The organism is Gordonibacter faecis (assembly GCF_030077735.1).
Taxonomy (GTDB): Bacteria; Actinomycetota; Coriobacteriia; order Coriobacteriales; family Eggerthellaceae; genus Gordonibacter; species Gordonibacter faecis.
The window spans coordinates 36,658-53,912 of record NZ_JASJEU010000001.1 but is presented as its reverse complement, the minus strand read 5'-3'; the positions used below and the strand labels follow the sequence as shown (position 1 = coordinate 53,912).

Annotated in this window: 15 protein-coding genes; 8 read left to right on the top strand and 7 right to left on the bottom strand. The window is 60.1% G+C overall.

All coding sequences use genetic code 11. The features are described from left to right. The first annotated feature begins 128 nt into the window (after window positions 1-128). The 7 genes from QNJ86_RS00200 (at window position 129) to QNJ86_RS00170 (ending at window position 9,036) form a co-directional block, all read left to right on the top strand. Window positions 129-686: a ParA family protein gene (locus QNJ86_RS00200; protein WP_283830550.1), complete on the top strand. Its 558-nt coding sequence runs from the start codon at window positions 129-131 to the stop codon at window positions 684-686. Between the two features lie 90 nt (window positions 687-776). Next, window positions 777-1,007 (top strand): hypothetical protein, encoded by a 231-nt coding sequence (locus tag QNJ86_RS00195; RefSeq protein ID WP_283830549.1) that lies wholly within the window; start codon window positions 777-779, stop codon window positions 1,005-1,007. A gap of 15 nt (window positions 1,008-1,022) precedes the next feature. Further along, on the top strand, window positions 1,023-3,935 hold the full coding sequence (locus tag QNJ86_RS00190) for a type I restriction endonuclease subunit R (RefSeq protein ID WP_283830548.1): 2,913 nt from the start codon (window positions 1,023-1,025) through the stop codon (window positions 3,933-3,935). Window positions 3,936-3,939: 4 nt separating this feature from the next. Then, window positions 3,940-5,514 (top strand): type I restriction-modification system subunit M, encoded by a 1,575-nt coding sequence (locus tag QNJ86_RS00185; protein WP_283830547.1) that lies wholly within the window; start codon window positions 3,940-3,942, stop codon window positions 5,512-5,514. 14 nt (window positions 5,515-5,528) lie between these two features. Then, the gene (locus QNJ86_RS00180) at window positions 5,529-6,173 is read left to right on the top strand and encodes a hypothetical protein (RefSeq protein ID WP_283830546.1); all 645 of its coding nucleotides are present in this window, start codon (window positions 5,529-5,531) and stop codon (window positions 6,171-6,173) included. Continuing rightward, the gene (locus QNJ86_RS00175) at window positions 6,170-7,345 is read left to right on the top strand and encodes a restriction endonuclease subunit S (RefSeq protein ID WP_283830545.1); all 1,176 of its coding nucleotides are present in this window, start codon (window positions 6,170-6,172) and stop codon (window positions 7,343-7,345) included. Before QNJ86_RS00180 ends, QNJ86_RS00175 begins: the two co-directional genes overlap by 4 nt. A 125-nt stretch (window positions 7,346-7,470) precedes the next feature. After that, on the top strand, window positions 7,471-9,036 hold the full coding sequence (locus QNJ86_RS00170) for a recombinase family protein (protein WP_283830544.1): 1,566 nt from the start codon (window positions 7,471-7,473) through the stop codon (window positions 9,034-9,036). 111 nt (window positions 9,037-9,147) lie between these two features. Here QNJ86_RS00170 and QNJ86_RS00165 read toward each other — a convergent pair whose 3' ends face one another. The 4 genes from QNJ86_RS00165 to QNJ86_RS00150 all read right to left on the bottom strand — a co-directional run bounded on the left by QNJ86_RS00165 (window position 9,148) and on the right by QNJ86_RS00150 (window position 12,111). Next, on the bottom strand, window positions 9,148-9,888 hold the full coding sequence (locus tag QNJ86_RS00165; protein ID WP_283830543.1) for a hypothetical protein: 741 nt from the start codon (window positions 9,886-9,888) through the stop codon (window positions 9,148-9,150). A gap of 50 nt (window positions 9,889-9,938) precedes the next feature. Beyond that, window positions 9,939-10,403, bottom strand: coding sequence for an SsrA-binding protein SmpB (smpB, locus tag QNJ86_RS00160; RefSeq protein WP_283830542.1), 465 nt, complete (start codon window positions 10,401-10,403; stop codon window positions 9,939-9,941). Between the two features lie 3 nt (window positions 10,404-10,406). Continuing rightward, window positions 10,407-11,609: a M42 family metallopeptidase gene (locus QNJ86_RS00155; protein ID WP_283830541.1), complete on the bottom strand. Its 1,203-nt coding sequence runs from the start codon at window positions 11,607-11,609 to the stop codon at window positions 10,407-10,409. 220 nt (window positions 11,610-11,829) lie between these two features. Further along, complete coding sequence (locus QNJ86_RS00150; protein ID WP_283830540.1) at window positions 11,830-12,111, bottom strand: hypothetical protein; 282 nt, start codon at window positions 12,109-12,111, stop codon at window positions 11,830-11,832. A 205-nt stretch (window positions 12,112-12,316) separates the two neighbouring features. Between QNJ86_RS00150 and QNJ86_RS00145 the strand changes: the two genes are divergently transcribed. Continuing rightward, entirely contained in the window at window positions 12,317-14,590 is a 2,274-nt protein-coding gene (locus tag QNJ86_RS00145; protein ID WP_283830539.1) for a bifunctional alpha,alpha-trehalose-phosphate synthase (UDP-forming)/trehalose-phosphatase, read from the top strand. Window positions 14,591-14,692: 102 nt separating this feature from the next. Here the strand turns inward: QNJ86_RS00145 and QNJ86_RS00140 are convergent, their stop codons facing one another. Genes QNJ86_RS00140 through QNJ86_RS00130 form a run of 3 tightly spaced genes read right to left on the bottom strand, consistent with a single transcriptional unit; the run spans window position 14,693 to window position 16,948 of the window. Beyond that, the gene (locus QNJ86_RS00140; RefSeq protein ID WP_283830538.1) at window positions 14,693-15,130 is read right to left on the bottom strand and encodes a GIY-YIG nuclease family protein; all 438 of its coding nucleotides are present in this window, start codon (window positions 15,128-15,130) and stop codon (window positions 14,693-14,695) included. Continuing rightward, entirely contained in the window at window positions 15,121-15,801 is a 681-nt protein-coding gene (locus QNJ86_RS00135) for a thermonuclease family protein (protein WP_283830537.1), read from the bottom strand. The genes QNJ86_RS00140 and QNJ86_RS00135 overlap by 10 nt, the downstream gene beginning before the upstream one ends. 13 nt (window positions 15,802-15,814) lie before the next feature. Next, window positions 15,815-16,948 (bottom strand): GNAT family N-acetyltransferase, encoded by a 1,134-nt coding sequence (locus QNJ86_RS00130; protein WP_283830536.1) that lies wholly within the window; start codon window positions 16,946-16,948, stop codon window positions 15,815-15,817. Window positions 16,949-17,255: the final 307 nt, after the last annotated feature.

Here is a 17,255-nt window from a genome sequence, read left to right as displayed (position 1 = left end):
AAGCCCGTTTCGAGACCACGAAAAGCCCAGCTAAAGCCCAGAAAGTGGCAGTTGAACTGCCCTTTTCTCGGGCTTATAATTAAATGTGGAATTGCATAATTGATTAAATGTATAGCGAGGTGAGCGATATGAAGACGATTCTGGTATGCAACCAGAAGGGCGGCGTGGGCAAGTCCCTGGTCGCCGACGAGATAGCATTCTCCTTCGAGCGCTCCGGCATCCCCGTGAGCTTCTACGACCTGGACGCCCAGGGCGGCACCCTGCACCGCACCCAAGAGGCGGACGGTGCCGAGGTCGCCGTGGTGGACACGCCGGGGGCGCTCCAGGAGGCGCTGTCGGAATGGCTGAGGGAGGCGGACGTGGTGGTCATCCCCACCCGCACCACGTCGAGGGACATCGAGCCGCTGATGCGCATGCGCAAGGCGGTGTTCAAGCACAGCCGGGCGAAGATTGTCTACGTGATGAACGGGTGGAACCGCTTCAAGGCGTCCCGCGACTTCATGGAGTGGTTCGAGGGGCTTGCGGGCGACCAGACGGTGGTCACGCTTCCACAGTCCGAGGCGTTCGTGCAGGCGGGCGCTGCAGGCGTGTCCGTAGTCGAGTTCGACCGCAGGGGCAAGGCCGCGAGGGCGACGCGTGCCATGGTGGACACGGTGCGCGAGGCTGCGGGGTTCCCGAGAGAATAACCGCAGGTCAGAGCCGTGTTCCGTATGGACAAATCGAGGCACAAGGTGTATAATTGTACAAATACGTAAATGATTAAAGGAGGTCGAGCTATGGCGAACATGTTCGAGAAGTATGCTGCCGACCGCGAGGCCGAGCAGAAGAAGATAGAGCAGACGGTTTCGGCGGACGCTGCGCCCGCCGAGGACGAGAAGCGCACCACGCTCTCGCTGTCGCTCACGGTGAGCGACAAGAAGGCGCTGAAGATGATGGCAGCGGAGCGCGAGACGACGATTGCCGCGATTATCCACGAGTGGGTCGCGGAGCACAGAGAAGACAAGTAAGGGAGGTGGCGGCCTATGGCTCATATATCAGAATACGATGTCGAGAACCTGTTCATAGACAGGCTTGAGAGCATTGGCTATGAGTTCGTCGATATGTCGAACTACGACGACGTTGTGGCGAATTTCCGCAAGCAGCTCGCGGCGTTCAATGCGCCCAAGCTGGTTGAGGCGAAGGGGGAAGCCGCCTTCTCGGACGCAGAGTTCGGCCGCGTGATGATTCATGTGGACAACCACAGCGTCTACGAGTCCGCGAAGATTCTGCGCGACAAGTACGTCCTGACGCTGGATAACGGTCGGACCGTGTATCTGGATTTCTTCAGCTCCGATACCGACCGCAACATCTACCAGGTGACGCACCAGGTCACGATGGACAAGGACCACAAGGACGACGTTTCGTACAAGAACCGTTACGATGTGACGATTCTCATCAACGGCCTTCCGCTGGTCCAGATTGAGCTGAAGCGCCCCGGCGTGGAGATAAACGAGGCGATAAACCAGATTAACCGCTACCGCAAGTTCTCGTTCAAGGGGTTGTTCCGCTATTTGCAGCTGTTCGTCGTGTCGAATTCGGTGCAGACGAAGTATTTCTGCAACGAGAACGAGATGGACGGCGGCGTCTACAATCCGATTCTGAAGAGCCTGGTGTTCTTCTGGACGGACGAGAACAACAAGCGCATCAACAAGCTGGACGAGTTCACTGCCGAGTTCCTGCGGCGCTCGACCATCACCGAGATGCTGGACAAGTACATGGTCATCAAGACCACCGAGCCGGTGCTGATGGTCATGCGGCCGTACCAGATTTTCGCCGTGAAGGCGGCGAAGCGGCGCGTGCTGGAGTCGAACCAGAACGGGTACGTCTTCGCATGCACTGGTTCGGGCAAGACGCTCACGTCCTTCAAGCTGGCGCAGCTTCTGCGCGATGAGCCGAGGGTCGACAAGGTCATCTTCCTGATTGACCGCAAGGACCTCGACGACCAGACCGTGGACGAGTACAACTCGTTCGAGAAGGATTGCGTGGACGGCTCGGACTCGACCGCCGTGCTGGTGAAGCAGCTGAAGCAGGCGGACCGCAAGTTCATCGTGACGACCATCCAGAAGATGGCGAACGCGGTCAAGAGCAAGCGCTACGAGGCGTTGATGGATTCGTACCGCGACAAGAAGGTCGTGTTCATCATCGACGAGTGCCACCGCAGCCAGTTCGGCAAGATGCACGGCGACATCCAGCGGCATTTCCGCAACGCGAACTACATCGGCTTCACCGGCACGCCCATCTTCGAGGCGAACAAGGGCAAGGACGGCAGGACGACCGCCGACGTGTTCTATGCCGGCTCGAAGCTGGATGCCTGCCTGCACCGCTACATGATTAAGGACGCCATAGCGGACGGCAACGTCCTGCGGTTCTCCGTCGAGTACCAGCGGACGATTTTTGCGAAGCAGGTCGCCGCGAACGGCATCGACCCCGAGCGCCTGGGCGACCCGGATTACTGCCGCCGCCACAACCTCGATTTGGACGCCCTGTATCACGACGACGAGCGCATCCGCGTCATCGCGGAGGACATCTTCGAGCACCATGAGCAGCATGTCCATCCGCAGGGAAAGGACATCTACACCGCGCTGTTCGCGGTCGATTCCATCAAGACGCTCGGGAAGTATTACGACGCGTTCAAGGCGCTGAACGAAGCGCGACCGGAGAGCGAGCGCTACCGCGTGGCCGCCATATTCACGTACCAGGCCAACGAGGACATGGACGAGGGCGGCGACGAGCACTCCCAGGAGCTTCTTGGCCGCTGCATGGACGACTACAACGCAATGTTCGGCACGTCCTTCGCGCCGGATTCCTTCGATGCGTACCGCAAGGACATCACGCGGCGCATGAAGCAGAAGGACCTTCCACAGGTGGACATCCTGCTGGTGGTCAACATGATGCTCACCGGGTTCGACGCCAAGCCTCTGAACACGCTGTATCTGGACAAGAACCTCATCTGGCACACGCTGGTGCAGGCGTACAGTCGAACGAACCGCGTGGACAAGGTGACGAAGCAGTTCGGGCAGATTGTGTCGTACCGCGACATCAAGCGGGCGCAGGACGATGCGCTGCGGCTGTTCTCCGGCGACGGGGACCCGAACGAGTACCTGCTGGAGAGCTACGAGTATTACGTGAACAAGTGGGTGAACCAGGTGCCCGTGCTGCGCAAGGCGGCTCAAACCGTCGACGATGCGGGGCAGCTCCAGAGCGAGGGCGACATCCGTCAGTTCGTCGTGGCGTTCCGCTCGCTGTCCGGTACGCTGGCGACGCTGAAGACCTTCGGCAAGTTCGACTGGGCCGATTTGTCCGTCGTGCTGGACGAGGAAGAGTACGAGGGATACAAGAGCTGGTACCTCTACTACCACGACGAGGCGAAGAAGAGGGACCCGAAGGTTCCCGTGCCCGTCGACGTCGATTTCGACGTGGAGCTGGTGCGGACGGACCGCATCAACGTGATGTACATCCTGAGTCTGCTGAAGTCGGCCCACGACGCCGAGAAGTCCGACGAGGAGCGCGCGCGGGACATCGACTTGGTGATGCGTGAGATTGAGCGCTCGGACAACGACGCGCTCCGTGCGAAGAAGGACATCATGGAGGCGTTCATCCGCACGCGCTTCTACGAGTTGCCGGACGACGCGGACATCCAGCAGGCATACGAGCAGTTCGAGCGCGAGAGCCTGCAGGCTGAGATTGAGTCCTTCGCTTATGACAACGGGCTTGACGCGAAGGACGTGCTGGAGGTCTTCTCGGAGTACACCTTCGGCGGGAGCATTTCTGAGGAGGCCATCCGCAGGAGGCTGGCCGCGTACCGCATGGGCCTTCTGAAGATTACGAAGATGACGGGCGCCATCAAGGAGTTCGTCGTGAACACATATAGCCGCTACAAGGCAGAAGGAGAGTGAGAGCATGATTGACTCTGCAAAATACCAGGCGCAGGCGAACGAGCTTTCCCAGAAGCTCTGGGCCATCGCGAACGACCTGCGCGGGAACATGGATTCCACGAAGTTCAGGAACTACATCCTCGGGACTATTTTCTACAGCTACCTGTCGGAGCGCACCGAGGAGTACATGCAGGAGATTCTGAAGGAGGACGGGCTGACCTACGAGCAGGCGTTCTCCGATGCGGACTACCGCCCGATTGTCGAGCAGTGGTCCATCGAGCACTTGGGTTACATCATCAAGCCCGAGAACCTGTTCCGGGAACTCGTGCGCAAGATTGTCCGCCCGAAGGACGATGCGGACAGATTCAGCGTCGAGGACTACGAGCGCGCGGTGAACGAGCTGACCGGCTCCACTATGGGGCGGGCGTCCGAGGCTGCGTTCAGCGGTCTGTTCAATGACATGAAGCTGCAGGACCCGGATTTGGGCGATACCGTTGCCGAGAGGACAGCGCTCATCGCGAAGGTCATCGTGAAAATCAGCGAGATTGACTTCAGCCTGTCGGATTCGCAGTTCGACGTGCTGGGCACGGCGTACATGATTCTCATCGGCCTGTTCGCATCGGACGCGGGTAAGAAGAGCGGCGAGTTCTTCACGCCCACGGGACCGTCGAAGCTGGTGGCGACGCTGGCGACCGTCGGTCTGGACGAGGCGAAGACGGTGGGCGACTGCACCTGCGGCTCGGCGTCCATGCTTCTGGAGGTGCAGAAGCACCTCACGACCGGGCGCGTCGGTCACTTCTACGGGCAGGAGAACAACGCCACCACGTACAACCTCGCCCGCATGAACATGCTGATGCACGGCGTTGATTATCAGAACTTCGACATCTACAAGGGCGACACGCTGCGCGAGGACAAGTACGGCGACGTGAAGATGACCGTTCAGGTGTGCAACCCGCCCTACTCGCTGAAGTACGACGCGAACCCGGCGCTGCTGGACGACCCGAGGTATTCGGGCGCGGGCAAGCTGCCGCCGAAGTCCCATGCCGACTACGCGTTCGTGGAGCACATGATTTACCACATGGACGACGATGACGGGCGCGTTGCGGTGCTGCTGCCCCATGGCGTGCTGTTCCGCGGCGGTGCCGAGGAGGTCATCCGCAAGTACATCGTGAGGGACCTGAACCGCCTCGATGCCGTCATCGGCCTCGCCCCGAACCTGTTCCACGGCACGTCCATTCCGGTGTGCCTGCTGGTGCTGAAGACGAAGCGTAACGGCAACAGCGGCAACGTGCTGTTCATCGACGCGAGCAAGGAGTTCAAGCCGGGCAAGAACCAGAACACGCTGGAGGACGAGCACATCCAGAAGATTGTCGACGCCTACGTGAAGCGCGAGGACGTGGCCAAGTTCGCCCATGTGGCGGACATGGCGGAAATCGAGGCGAACGGCTGGAACCTCAACATCCCACGTTACGTGGATACGTTCGAGGAAGAGAAACCTGTGGACCTTGAGGCCGTGCGCGACGACCTCAAGCGCTTCGAGAGCGAGAAGAAGGCCGCTATCGACAAGGCGGAGTCGATGCTGCGTCAGCTGGGGCTTTGAGAGGAGGTGCCGATATGAATGAACGCGGATTGCCGCTGTTCGATGGCAATCTCGACCATCCTCTGAATCAGCTCTCGCTGGATAATCAGAAATGGTTGCTCGCCATAACGATGCATCAGTTTCGCGAGTTTCCTCTTTGCGGTGGAGGCTATGACGAAGAGGGGCTGCGTTTCTACGATGGAGTATTGGGAAACTTGATTCGCATGCGCGACGAGATGCGTCGAGCGCAGAACGAATGGGGCATGCAGGAGATGCCGGAGTATGAGGCATTTGCGTCTAAGTGGGTATACCAGGGCGACATCTACCGTGTGATTGGCGAAGCGTACGTTTACGACGACGGTGACGATGAGCCGCATATGGAGATGCCTGAAATCAAGTGGCATGGAATGGTTGCGTCATGGAGCAGTTCCTTCGATTTCACAATGAATTTTAACCATATGTATGCGGATTCGAAGTACACGATTATCCATGCGAATACGGGTGATAGCGCCGGAATTGATGCGAATAAGTTCGGCAAGTATCTCGGTTGCTACAGTCCATATACAGAGGGCGAAAATGAAGTGATTTTCCCCATGAAAAAAGAGTTCGTCGTAAATGTCTACAAGAACATAACGCCGAAGGCATTCAAGGAACTGATGGAAAGCGAGGTGAAAGAATGATGGTTGAAGCGAAACTGAGGTTCAAGGCTGACGACGGGTCGGACTTCCCGGATTGGGAGGAGAAGACGCTGGGGGAGCTTGCGAACCTGTTCACGGGTAAATCGTTCACGTCTGAATTGAGCGAAAGCGGTCGCTATGTTGTTATGGACATGGGGAGCGTTTCGTCGGACGGACTCATTATTGATTCTAAATTGACGGATTCGAATAGGGACTTGTTGCGCAAAGGCGATTTGATAATGCCGAAGGACGATATAGGCGGTGGACTGATTATCGGGAAGACCGCATATATTCCTTGCGATAAAAAGTATGTATGCGGCGACCATGTGTACGGGCTTCGTTTTGACAACGGCATTGATGCGCTTTTCATGCACTATGAAATAAATTCTTCGAGGACTCAAAAGCGTCTTCGTAGAAAGGTGACGGGTTCGGCGCAGCTTGGGTTGAACTCGAAAAGCGTGTTATATGAAATCGTTTCGGTCCCTTCCTTCCCCGAGCAGCGCAAGATTGCCGACCTGCTTTCTGCCGTCGATGACGTTATTTCCGCGCAGGAGGCGGAGGTCACCGCGTGGGAGAAGCGCAAGAAGGGCGTAATGCAGAAGCTGTTCAGCCAGGAGGTCAGGTTCAAGGCTGACGACGGGTCGGACTTCCCGGATTGGGAGGAAAAGACACTGGGCGATATATGCATGTACGAAAGACAGCGCAGTGAAGGGGCAAACTTCGTTGGAACTGAGAACATGCTGAAGGATTTCGGAGGTGTGACCTTCGATAATTCTAACGCCGATGGCTCTGGGACCTTGTATCATCCTGGCGACACATTGATGTCAAATATTCGTCCGTACCTCAAGAAGGCTTGGCTGGCAGACCGCAAAGGAACTTGTAGCACCGATGTCCTCGTATTTCATCCGACAAGTGTAGAGCCGGGGTATTTGTATTGGCTAATCGCGTCGGATGCTTTTGTCCGCTACGTCATGTCTGCGGCAAAAGGTTCAAAGATGCCTCGTGGTGACAAGAAGCATATCATGGAGATGCCATTGCTATTGCCGAATAAAGATGAGCAGCGCAAGATTGATGATTGTCTCTCGTCCCTTAATGATGTCATCATCAAGGCAAAGAACGAGCTTGCGAAGTGGCAGGAGCTGAAGAAGGGTCTGCTCCAGCAGATGTTCGTATAGTCACAACAGCCCGTCGTCCTCTCGGGCGGCGGGCTTTATAATTAAATGCGTATTTGCGCAATTAACCAACCAAAGGAGAAAGCAATGAATGCATATAAGCAGAAATTACGGGAGGGGGTAAGAGCTTGGCACGCAAGAAGAAGTTCGAGCTGAACGACAACAATCTCGCCATCGCCTACTACCGATTCTCCTCCCATTCGCAGAACGAGGCGAGCATCGACCAGCAGCGGGAGCTTGCGCATGCGTGGGCGGACGCCCACGGGTTCAAAATCGTGAAGGAGTACGAAGACGCGGCCATATCTGGCACCACGGAGGACCGACCGGGGTTCCAGCAGATGCTGTCGGAGGTCGCGAAAATCCGTCCCCGTGTCCTCATCATGTGGAAGACCGACCGCCTGGGGCGCGACAAGTACGTGCTGGCGATGGCGAAGCGCACCATACGAGAGGCGGGCTGCGAGATTCGCCTGCTGGCGGAGAACATCCCCACCGACGGGCCGGAGGGCGTGCTCATCGAGGGCCTGATGGACGCGATGGCGGAGTATTACAGCCGCCAGCTGTCCCAGAACATCCAGCGCGGCATGGACTACAACGCCCAGCACGCGCTCTACAACGGGCACAAGCTGTTCGGCTATGGGGTGGACAAGTCCACGAAGAGGTACATCGTGGACCCGGACACCGCTCCGTTCGTGCAGCGGATGTTCGCGGAGTACGCGGCGGGCAAGGCGATGCAGGAAATCTGCGACGAGATGAACGCCCAGGGGCTGCGCACCACGCGGGGCGCGAGGTTCGGCGTGAAGACGATGAACAAGATGCTCCAGAACCGCGCCTACATCGGCGAGTACCGCCACGGCGACATCGTGGTCGAGGGCGGCATGCCCGCGCTGGTGGACGAGGAGACCTTCGACAAGGTGCAGCGGAAGTTCGCCGAGAACAAGCGCAAGGGTTCCCAGCGGGCGCGCGGCATGGACGAGAACGACGCCCCGCGTTACTGGCTGACCGGCAAGGTCTACTGCGGGAAGTGCGGGAGCACCCTGCAGGGCGTGTCCGGCACGAGCGGGACGGGGCGGACGTATTACTACTACTATTGCTCCGCCCAGCGCCGCAAGCAGTGCACGCTGAAGAAGGTGCGCAAGGAGAAGCTGGAGGATGCTGTCACGATGATTCTCCGGTCGATTCTCCACGACTCCGAGAACCTGATGTCGCTGGCCGTGGATGCGGCGGCGTACTACGAGAAGAACTACCGCGATACGGGCTACCTGGATGGCTTGGAGGCCAAGCGCCGCGAGGTCGAGAAGAGCCTTGCGAACCTCGTGAAGGTCATCGAGTCGGGACTCATTAGCGAGACGGTGACGGAGCGCCTGGTGCAGCTCGAAGAGCAGAAGCGCGCCTTGAACGAAGCTATCGAGGCCGAGAACATCCGCGCCGCGTTGTGCGAGGACGAGCACACCATCAAGGCGTACTTCGAGAAGTTCCTGCACGCGGACTTCGACAATCCCGAGACCCGCGACCAGGTGCTGGAGTATTTCGTCGATAAGATTTACCTGACCGACGACGGGCTGGTGGTAACGTCGTGGTATTCGGAGGACAGGACTGAAGTCACGTGGGACATGCTATACGGGGAGGACGGCAACCCTTTTGTTAAAGGGGAAGCCGTCAAGTTCGACTGCTTCCCCTTTGGCTCCACCAACTAACTCACGAGCCCCAACCGTTTTGGTTGGGGCTCGCTTTTTATCAGGGGCTTTGTTCCGGGTGTGCGTGCGCACCTTTGCGCCGTGCGCTTGCTTACCCCGCGTCACACTTCCTTACTTCTTTTTGAGGAAGCTGAAGTCGAGGGCCTCTTTGATGTCGCCGAAGGCGTCTTTGAGCTCGGTAGCCACGGCGATGCCGCCGTGGTAGATGGCGTTCATGTCATTGGTGGCGGCAGCGACGCCTTCCTTTGTGATGCCGAGGTCGAACTCGTTTTCTTCCTCATCATCTGCGGCGCTCTCCTCGTCGTCTTCGTCGACGTAGTAGTATTCACACTCCTCGCCGTCTTCCATCAGCACAAAGCCCACGCGGTTGCCCTCTTCGTCTTCGAGATAGCACACGATGTCATCGTCAGAGACTTCCAGCTCCACCACTTCGAAGTCTTCGTCGTCTTCCGCCGGCTCCGTCACGGTGACTTCTTCGCTCTCGTTGGTCAGCTCATCGCCGTCGTAAGCATCCAGCGTACCCTCTTCGGCGAGTTCGGCTTCCTCGTCGGATTCGTCACCATCCACAATATGGAAACCCTCTTCGGAAAGGTCAATGCCCTCGGCTTGCTCCACTACCACCGTCAGGCCACCATCCTCGCCATCAGGGCTTACTTCGCCTTCGCCCTCGGGGCCTTCCTCAGCGAAGAAGCCCTCGTAGGCATCCTCAAGATCCGTTTCTTCCGCGGTGGGGTCGAACAACTCGTCGTCTTGGAATTCCTCGACGTCTTCCAACTCGGTTTCTTCGTCGATCTCTTCGGCCTCCGTCTCGGCGCCGTCTTCCAGTTCCTCAAGTTCTTCGTCCAAGCCCATAATGGCCTCCTTCGCGTCGGCGTCGCGCAAGGCGGCGCGGGGGTTTGTGGTTAACGGCTGCGCTCCTTGAGCGCGCGCTCAATTTCGCGACGGGTGTCGCGCTCTGCCATGCTGGCGCGCTTGTCGTGCAGCTTCTTGCCGCGAGCGAGCGCCAACTCCACCTTCACCAGCGAGTTCTCTTTGAAATACATCTTGGTGGGCACGAGCGCCATGCCCTGCTCACGCGTCTTTTGCTCCAGCTCGCGAATCTCTTTTTTGTGCAGGAGCAGCCGGCGCTTGCGGTCGGGGTCGGGGTTCGCAATGTTGCCGTGCGAATACGGCGGAATGTGCACGTTGTGCAGCCACACCTCGCCGCCGCGCACGAGCGCGAAGCAATCCGTCAGCTGGCAGTGGTTCTCGCGCAGCGACCGCACCTCGGTGCCCGTGAGCTCGATGCCCGCTTCGAAGCGCTCCATCAGCTCATACTCGTGGAGCGCCTTGCGGTTCTTGGCGATGGTTGTTGCTTCGCGCTTCATACCTTACGCCACCCCAGTTTCGTCGAAACGGCGCTCAGCGGCCGTCTCGTGAGCGGGCGCATCGGCGCGCGCTTCAGCCGCCAAGTCGCGCTCGGCGTTGTCTTCCTCGTCCTCAAGCGGCGTGCGGAAATCCTCCATGCCCGGCACGAAGCAGGCGCTTTCGTCCAGGTCACGGACGAAGCGCTCGATGAGTTTCACCGTGGCGTCAAGGTCGGCCAGACACACCACCTCGGTGGGTGTGTGCATGTAGCGCAGCGGCACGGACACGAGGCCCGTGGGGATGCCACCGCGCGCCACCTGGATGGAGCGCGCGTCGGTACCGGTAACGCTGGGCTCGGCCTCCAACTGATACGGCAGGCCCTCAGCCTCGGCCGCGGCTACCAGCCGCTCGAACACGGCAGGGTTGATGTTGGGACCGCGCGCGATGACCGGACCACCGCCGCACACAATCTTGCCGTATTTGGACTGCTCAATGCCCGGGTAGTCCGTCGCATGCGTCACGTCGAAGGCAAGCCCCACGTCCGGATGCACGCCATAGGCCGACGTCTGCGCGCCGCGCGTGCCAATCTCTTCCTGCACGGTTGCCGCGAAAATGAAGTCACCCGACTGGCGCTTCCCCTTCGCGAGCTTTTCCAGCACGCGCGTGCCAATCCACACGCCTGCCTTGTCGTCGAACGCGCGGGACACGGCCATGCCCTCGCCGAAGCGCTCAAAACCCACGCCGAAGGTAATCACGTCGCCAACACTCACCAGCTTCTTCACCTTTTTGGCGGGAATCCCCAGGTCAATGACCAGCTTGTCGATGGGCGTAACCTTCTTGCGCTCGTCGGGGTCAATGAGATGGATGGGCTTGCGCCCCACCACGCCGCGCAACGGCTCGACAGAACCCGACGCATGCACGTCCACACGCATGCCGGGCAGAATGGCCGCGTCCACGCCGCCCACGGCCGCCACCGACAGAAAGCCGTCGTCGGAAATATAGGTTACCATCAGGCCGATTTCGTCCATGTGAGCCGACAGCATGAGCGAGGGTCCACCGCCCGCGCCCTTCAGCGTGGCGTGCACCGAACCCATCACATCGGTTGCCACCTCGTCGGCGAACGGGGCCAGCCGGTCGCGCACGAGTTGGGCAACGGGCGTTTCACACCCGGTGGCCGAGGGGGTTTCCAGCAGTTGTTTGAGGAATTTCACCTGTTTGTTCTTCATGGCGCTCCCTGATACACAAGGCGCGTTGCGGGCACGTGGCCTGCGCGACGCGCGAATCCGTTGGTTGTCGGGTGCCATTATAGCGCCTTGTGGCGAGCGAAACCGTCTCTTTCACACGATGACGCGAGGACGTCATCAGCGCAGACTACGGGAGGTAAAGAAGGTCGTGCGAACGGGGGGGCATACATGCGTGTGCGTGTGTGTGCGACCACGCGTGCGCCTACCACCATTCCTTCGTCTTGGCACGCTTGCGCTGCTTCTTGGGCGGGCGGAAGTCCAAGGCAAGCTGACCATCCTGCGTGTCGGTGGTCGCCTTTTTGCGCTCGATACGCTCGATCGTCCACGATACCGCGTCTTTTCCGTACAACTCCAGCATGCGCAGGCGCGCATCGTGCTGGTTCGCCTTGGTGTTGATACGCGCGTCGCTTTCGAACTCAAACACCCCGGTTGCCCGGGTGTCGGAAGCTGCCGGTGAGCGATAGTGAGCGAGGTAGGTCTGCATGTCCTTCCTTTTCCCGTGTCGATTTTTGGAGTCATCGCATCATAGCACGGAACGCGGCACTTTCCACCGCTGCCTCACGAGCGCCGGGCGTGGTGGCGGTCACAAACACGCTACGGAGACGCAACGGGGCCTTAACCGCTTTTCGGCGGGCCGGAAGGCACCCCTACAATGGCGGGGGACAACGAGCAAGCAAAAGGTGGATCGCATGGATAAGCGCCTCATTATCGTATCGAACCGACTCCCCTACCGCGTTGAAGCGGAGGGGCAAGACGGCTTTTCCTTCACGCGTAGCGTGGGCGGATTGGTTGCAGGTTTGGAACCGCTGCACGAGCATCCCGGGAACCTGTGGATTGGCTGGGCGGATGAGCCGGAAAGCTTGGACGAAGGGGCGCGGCGGCGCTTTGAACAGGCCTTGAGCGAGCGCGCCTGCAAGCCCGTGCACTTGGACGCGCACGACGCGGAGTTGTACTACGAGGGCTTTTCGAACTCGGCGCTGTGGCCGCTCTTCCACGGCTTTCCCCAGCACACGCGCTTCGACGAAGAAGCGTGGGAAGCTTACGTGCGCGTGAACGAGCGGTTTCGCGATGCGGTGCTGGCCGAGGCGCGCGAGGGTGACACCATTTGGGTGCACGACTACCACCTGATGCTGTTGCCGTCGATGCTGCGCGAGGCGCTGGCCGGCGCCTCGATTGGGTTCTTCCTGCACATTCCCTTCCCCGATTTTGAGACGTTTCGCATGCTGCCGTGGCGCAGCGAGCTTCTGCGCGGCGTGCTGGGGGCCGACCTCATTGGCTTTCACGCCTACGATTACGTGCGCCATTTTCTGTCGAGTTGCCGGCGCGTGGCAGGCATCGAGAATGCCAGCGGCACGCTGTTTGTGGAGGGCCGCCTCGTGCAGGCGGACGCCTTCCCGCTCGGCATCGACTACGAACGGTTCCGCACGGCGGCGCGCAAGCCCGAGGTGCGCGAACTGGTAACGGCGTTTTCCGAAGAGAAGGGCCACGAGGGCTGCAAGATCATGCTTTCGGTGGAGCGGCTGGACTACTCCAAGGGCATTCCCGATAGGCTTCAGGCGTTCGATGCGTTTCTTGACAGGCATCCTGAATGGAAGGGACGCGTGGTATTGGTGCTGGTCACGGTGCCTTCGCGCGAGGGGGTGGCGTCGTATCAGGCGCTCAAGAAGCAGGTGGATGGGCTCGTGGGGCGCATCAACGGGAAGCATTCCACTATGGATTGGACGCCCGTGGACTATTACTACCGGTCGCTACCGTTCGATCAGCTGGTCAGCCTGTACGCGGCGAGCGATGTCATGCTGGTCACGCCGTTACGCGACGGCATGAACCTGGTGTGCAAGGAGTATTTGGCCTGCCACGATGGCGAAGGTGGCGCGCTCGTGCTCTCCGAGATGGCGGGCGCGTCCTACGAGTTGAACGAGGCGCTGACGGTGAACCCCTTCGACTTGGAAGGGGTTGTGGACGCCATGGAATGCGCTCTCACCATGCCGGTGGCCGAGCAGCGGCGACGCAACGCGCCCATGCAGGAGCGCCTGGCGCGCTACACGTCGAAGAAGTGGGCGCGCGAATTTCTTGCTGCGGTTGATAGCGTGAAGGATCGCCAGGCCGGGTTGAGCGCGCACCTGTTGGGGCCCACCTCATCTGAGCGGCTTGTGGAGGCGTTTCGCGCGGCACGACAGCGGGTGCTGCTTTTGGACTACGACGGCACGCTGATGGCGTTTTCGGATGATCCGACGCGCGTGGCACCCGACGAGCGGCTGCGTGCACTACTGCGTCGCCTGGGGTCCAACCTGCGCACCACGGTTGCCGTGGTGTCGGGCCGCGATCGTGCGACGCTGGAATCGTGGCTGGGCGATTTGCCGGTTGACCTGGTGGCCGAGCATGGCGTGTGGTATCGCGGCCGCGGACAGGACACCTGGGAGATGGAAGAGCCGCTTGACGATTCCTGGAAGCATTCGGTGCGCGGTGTGCTGGCTGATTTCGTGGATCGCACCCCGGGGTCTCTTCTGGAAGAAAAGGACTATTCTTTGGTGTGGCATTATCGCATGTGCAGCCAGGAGCTGGCCGAACGCCGCGTGATCGAGTTGAAAAACGCGTTGGGAGACGGCTTGGCCGACCGCGGGTTAGCACTCATGGACGGCAATAAGGTGGTGGAAGTGAAGCCCCGCGGCGTCGATAAGGGCCATGCCGCCCGCCGCTGGTTCCGCGATCCCTCGTTCGACTTTGTGCTGGCCGCTGGCGACGACCGCACCGACGAGGACGTGTTCGAAGCCGCCCCGGAGACCGCCTGGACCATCAAGATAGGCGACGGCCCCACCCGAGCCCGCTTCGCGCTGAAAAACTGCGCCGAGATGCGCGAATTGCTGGAAAAGCTGGCGGCCGTATGCGACGAAGAAGCCCTGCGTGCCGAGTGCAACGGGTTGCAGGTGACCGCAGAAGCGCCGCGGGAGCGGGCGTTGGCGTAGGACTCAGGCTGGCGCGCGCGTGCGCTTTAATCCGGGCGGCGGGAGGTGCCGGCGCTGCACGCGCACCTTCCACAACTTTGCGCACATGAAAGGGCTTATCTCTTATTGGTAAGAAGCGGCGTTAGCCTCCCCCGTTTCGCCCCATCGTTCTGCGAGGATGTTGGCGAAGTCTTCCGTGCGGGCGCGGGCGAGCAAGCGTTCTTTCGCGCTGCGCGATAGGCGTTTGAAGTGGTATTCCGCGCTCATGGCCTCGTGCTTGGTGGCAAAGCGAGCCTGCGCCACCACCTGCACCGGCGTGCGCGAGCGCGTGTATTTCGCGCCCTTGCCGGCGTTGTGCACGCACACGCGCTGCTCGACATCCGTTGTGTAGCCCGTGTAGAGTGTGCCGTCGGCGCAGGTGAGCACGTACATGAAGAAGGAGGGAGAGTCAGAGGGGTCTGCGGAGGTGGGTTCCGCTGTTTGCTTTGCGTGGTTCTTCGCCTCGGCGGTCGTAGGTTTCTGCAGCTTGCTGGCCTGCTGTTTCGAGCCGTTTATGCCCACTTGTACGACACTCCCTTGCCGGCGGCGGCAGCCTCGTTGCCCCAGCGTTCGAACAGGTCATGGAGCGTTGTGTCGGGTCGATAGTACTTCGCTTGCGCATAACCCTCGCGCACGAGGATGGCGTTCAGCATGTTGTTCGCAATTTCGTTTTCATTACGCAGGTCAGTGGGTTGTTTGAGCCACACGTAACGCAGCAGCCGCCCGTAGCGGTCGGTGTCGGACACGTCGCGCGAGAGCCACACGGTGCTTCCGGAGGCAACGAGCGACTTCGTGTAGTTCGAGGCGATGACACCCTCTTCACAGTTGCGCCATTCCTCCTGCGCGACGCTTTCCGGCGTATCCATACCGATGAGACGCACGGTGGTCTCGCCTGACGAGGTGCGCACTTTGAGCGTATCCCCGTCGACGACGCGGATGACTTCCGCCTGCTCAAGCCCCACTTCATCGGCGACGGCTAGCTGCGATGCGTCAACCTGGGTGGGCGCTTGGTTGGACTCAGTGGCTTCCTGCTGCAGCGAACCAAGCCAGCTGACGCCGACCACCGCCACCAGCACAAGCGCAATAAGGAGCGCCACGAGCGGGTTCTTCCGTCCTAGTTGCATAAGCGCCGCGCTTGTTTTGCGAATTTGTTGCTCGTCGATGGTTGGCGGCTTTGTAGCGTTGTTTCCCATGATGCGGCGTCCCCTAGGCTCCCGGCGCGAAGCAGTTGTCACCGGCCGCTTCCTGCCATGCCGAGGCCGCAAGCGAGTAAAGGGCCAGGTCCTGCATGAGGCCGTCCGGCGTCGCCTCGCCGCCATGGAGCGTTCCTTCACGCATGAAGCCACATTTCTCGATGACGCGGCGCGAGCGGTTGTTGAACGTGTAGTGCGTGCAGGTGATGAGGGGGAGGCCCAGCTCTTCGAAGCCGTAGCGAATGACCTCGCGCGCGGCCTCGGTCATGAGACCGCGACCCCACGCCGGTTTTGCGAGCGCGTAGCCCAGCATGAGACAGTCAGGGTTGCGACGCTGCGGATCGGGGATGAGGCCGACTGAGCCGATGCAGGGGCCTGTTGGCGGCAACTCATTGGCGGAGAGGACCGCCGGCTGTTCGCACGAAACATTACCTGTTTCATCGGTATTGAGGCGCTCGAACACGCCAAACACGTGCGGCGCAGCGCCCGCCGTGCGAATGAAATCAAGCGCGTCCGCCTCCGAGCGATGCGCGGGCCACCCCGCATCGGCCCCCACGTCGCTGTCGCAGCAGTAGGCGAACACGTCGGGGGCATCACTTTCGGCAAGCGGACGGAGCACGAGACGCTCCGTCACGAGAGCGGGACATTCCTGCGCAGACGATGCCAGGACCGGCGGCTTGTGGCCATGCCCGTGCGCTTCCGCCGCTTGTAAGCAGGCGCTGAGAAGTTCCTCGCTGATCGCGCGGATACCCTCGCCACGCAGCAGACGCGCCGCCACGCCATAGCCCGGCACCAGCGTGTTCGAAAATGTGCCATCATAGATGCGCCCACACCCGCACGAGGGGCTTTTCGCCTTCAATATGGCCAGGTTACAGCCCTCGTTCTTAACGAGTTCCACCACCTGACGAGCACCTGCAAGGAAGGCGTCCGTTTGATCGGCCCCCTGCGCGTCAATGACGCGAAGAGCGCGCTCAGCCGTGACAATTTCACACGGCGGATGTGGAATCGGCAACCCACCAGCCACCTCAGGGCACACGGGTACAAGATCATGGGTCGCTTTGAGCGCGCCGACCACCTCCACCGGCTTAGAAGCCCCATCATACCGACAAGGCTCCCCCAGCATACACGCACTCACCGCAATCTTCATTTTTATGCCTTCCGCTACCCGACCAGCCATTCTACCACGCCCCCACCCAACCCCCACGATTCAACGCAACGGTTGATTGCGACCCGAGGTGCAAGAAAAGATGCCCCTGATTCTACTATTTCCTCGCCGCAAAAGCCTTTCTCTTTTGATGCATTCCAGCCGATGATGGGCAACATAAGTCGACTTACCTTCACCAACTTGCTATCATCTTGATAACATCAAAAATCTTGCTACTCAATTTCCTCCAATGCGCATGAAACGTGATAGTCTTTCTCGCCCCATCCACTTCGAAACGTACATGATCCGT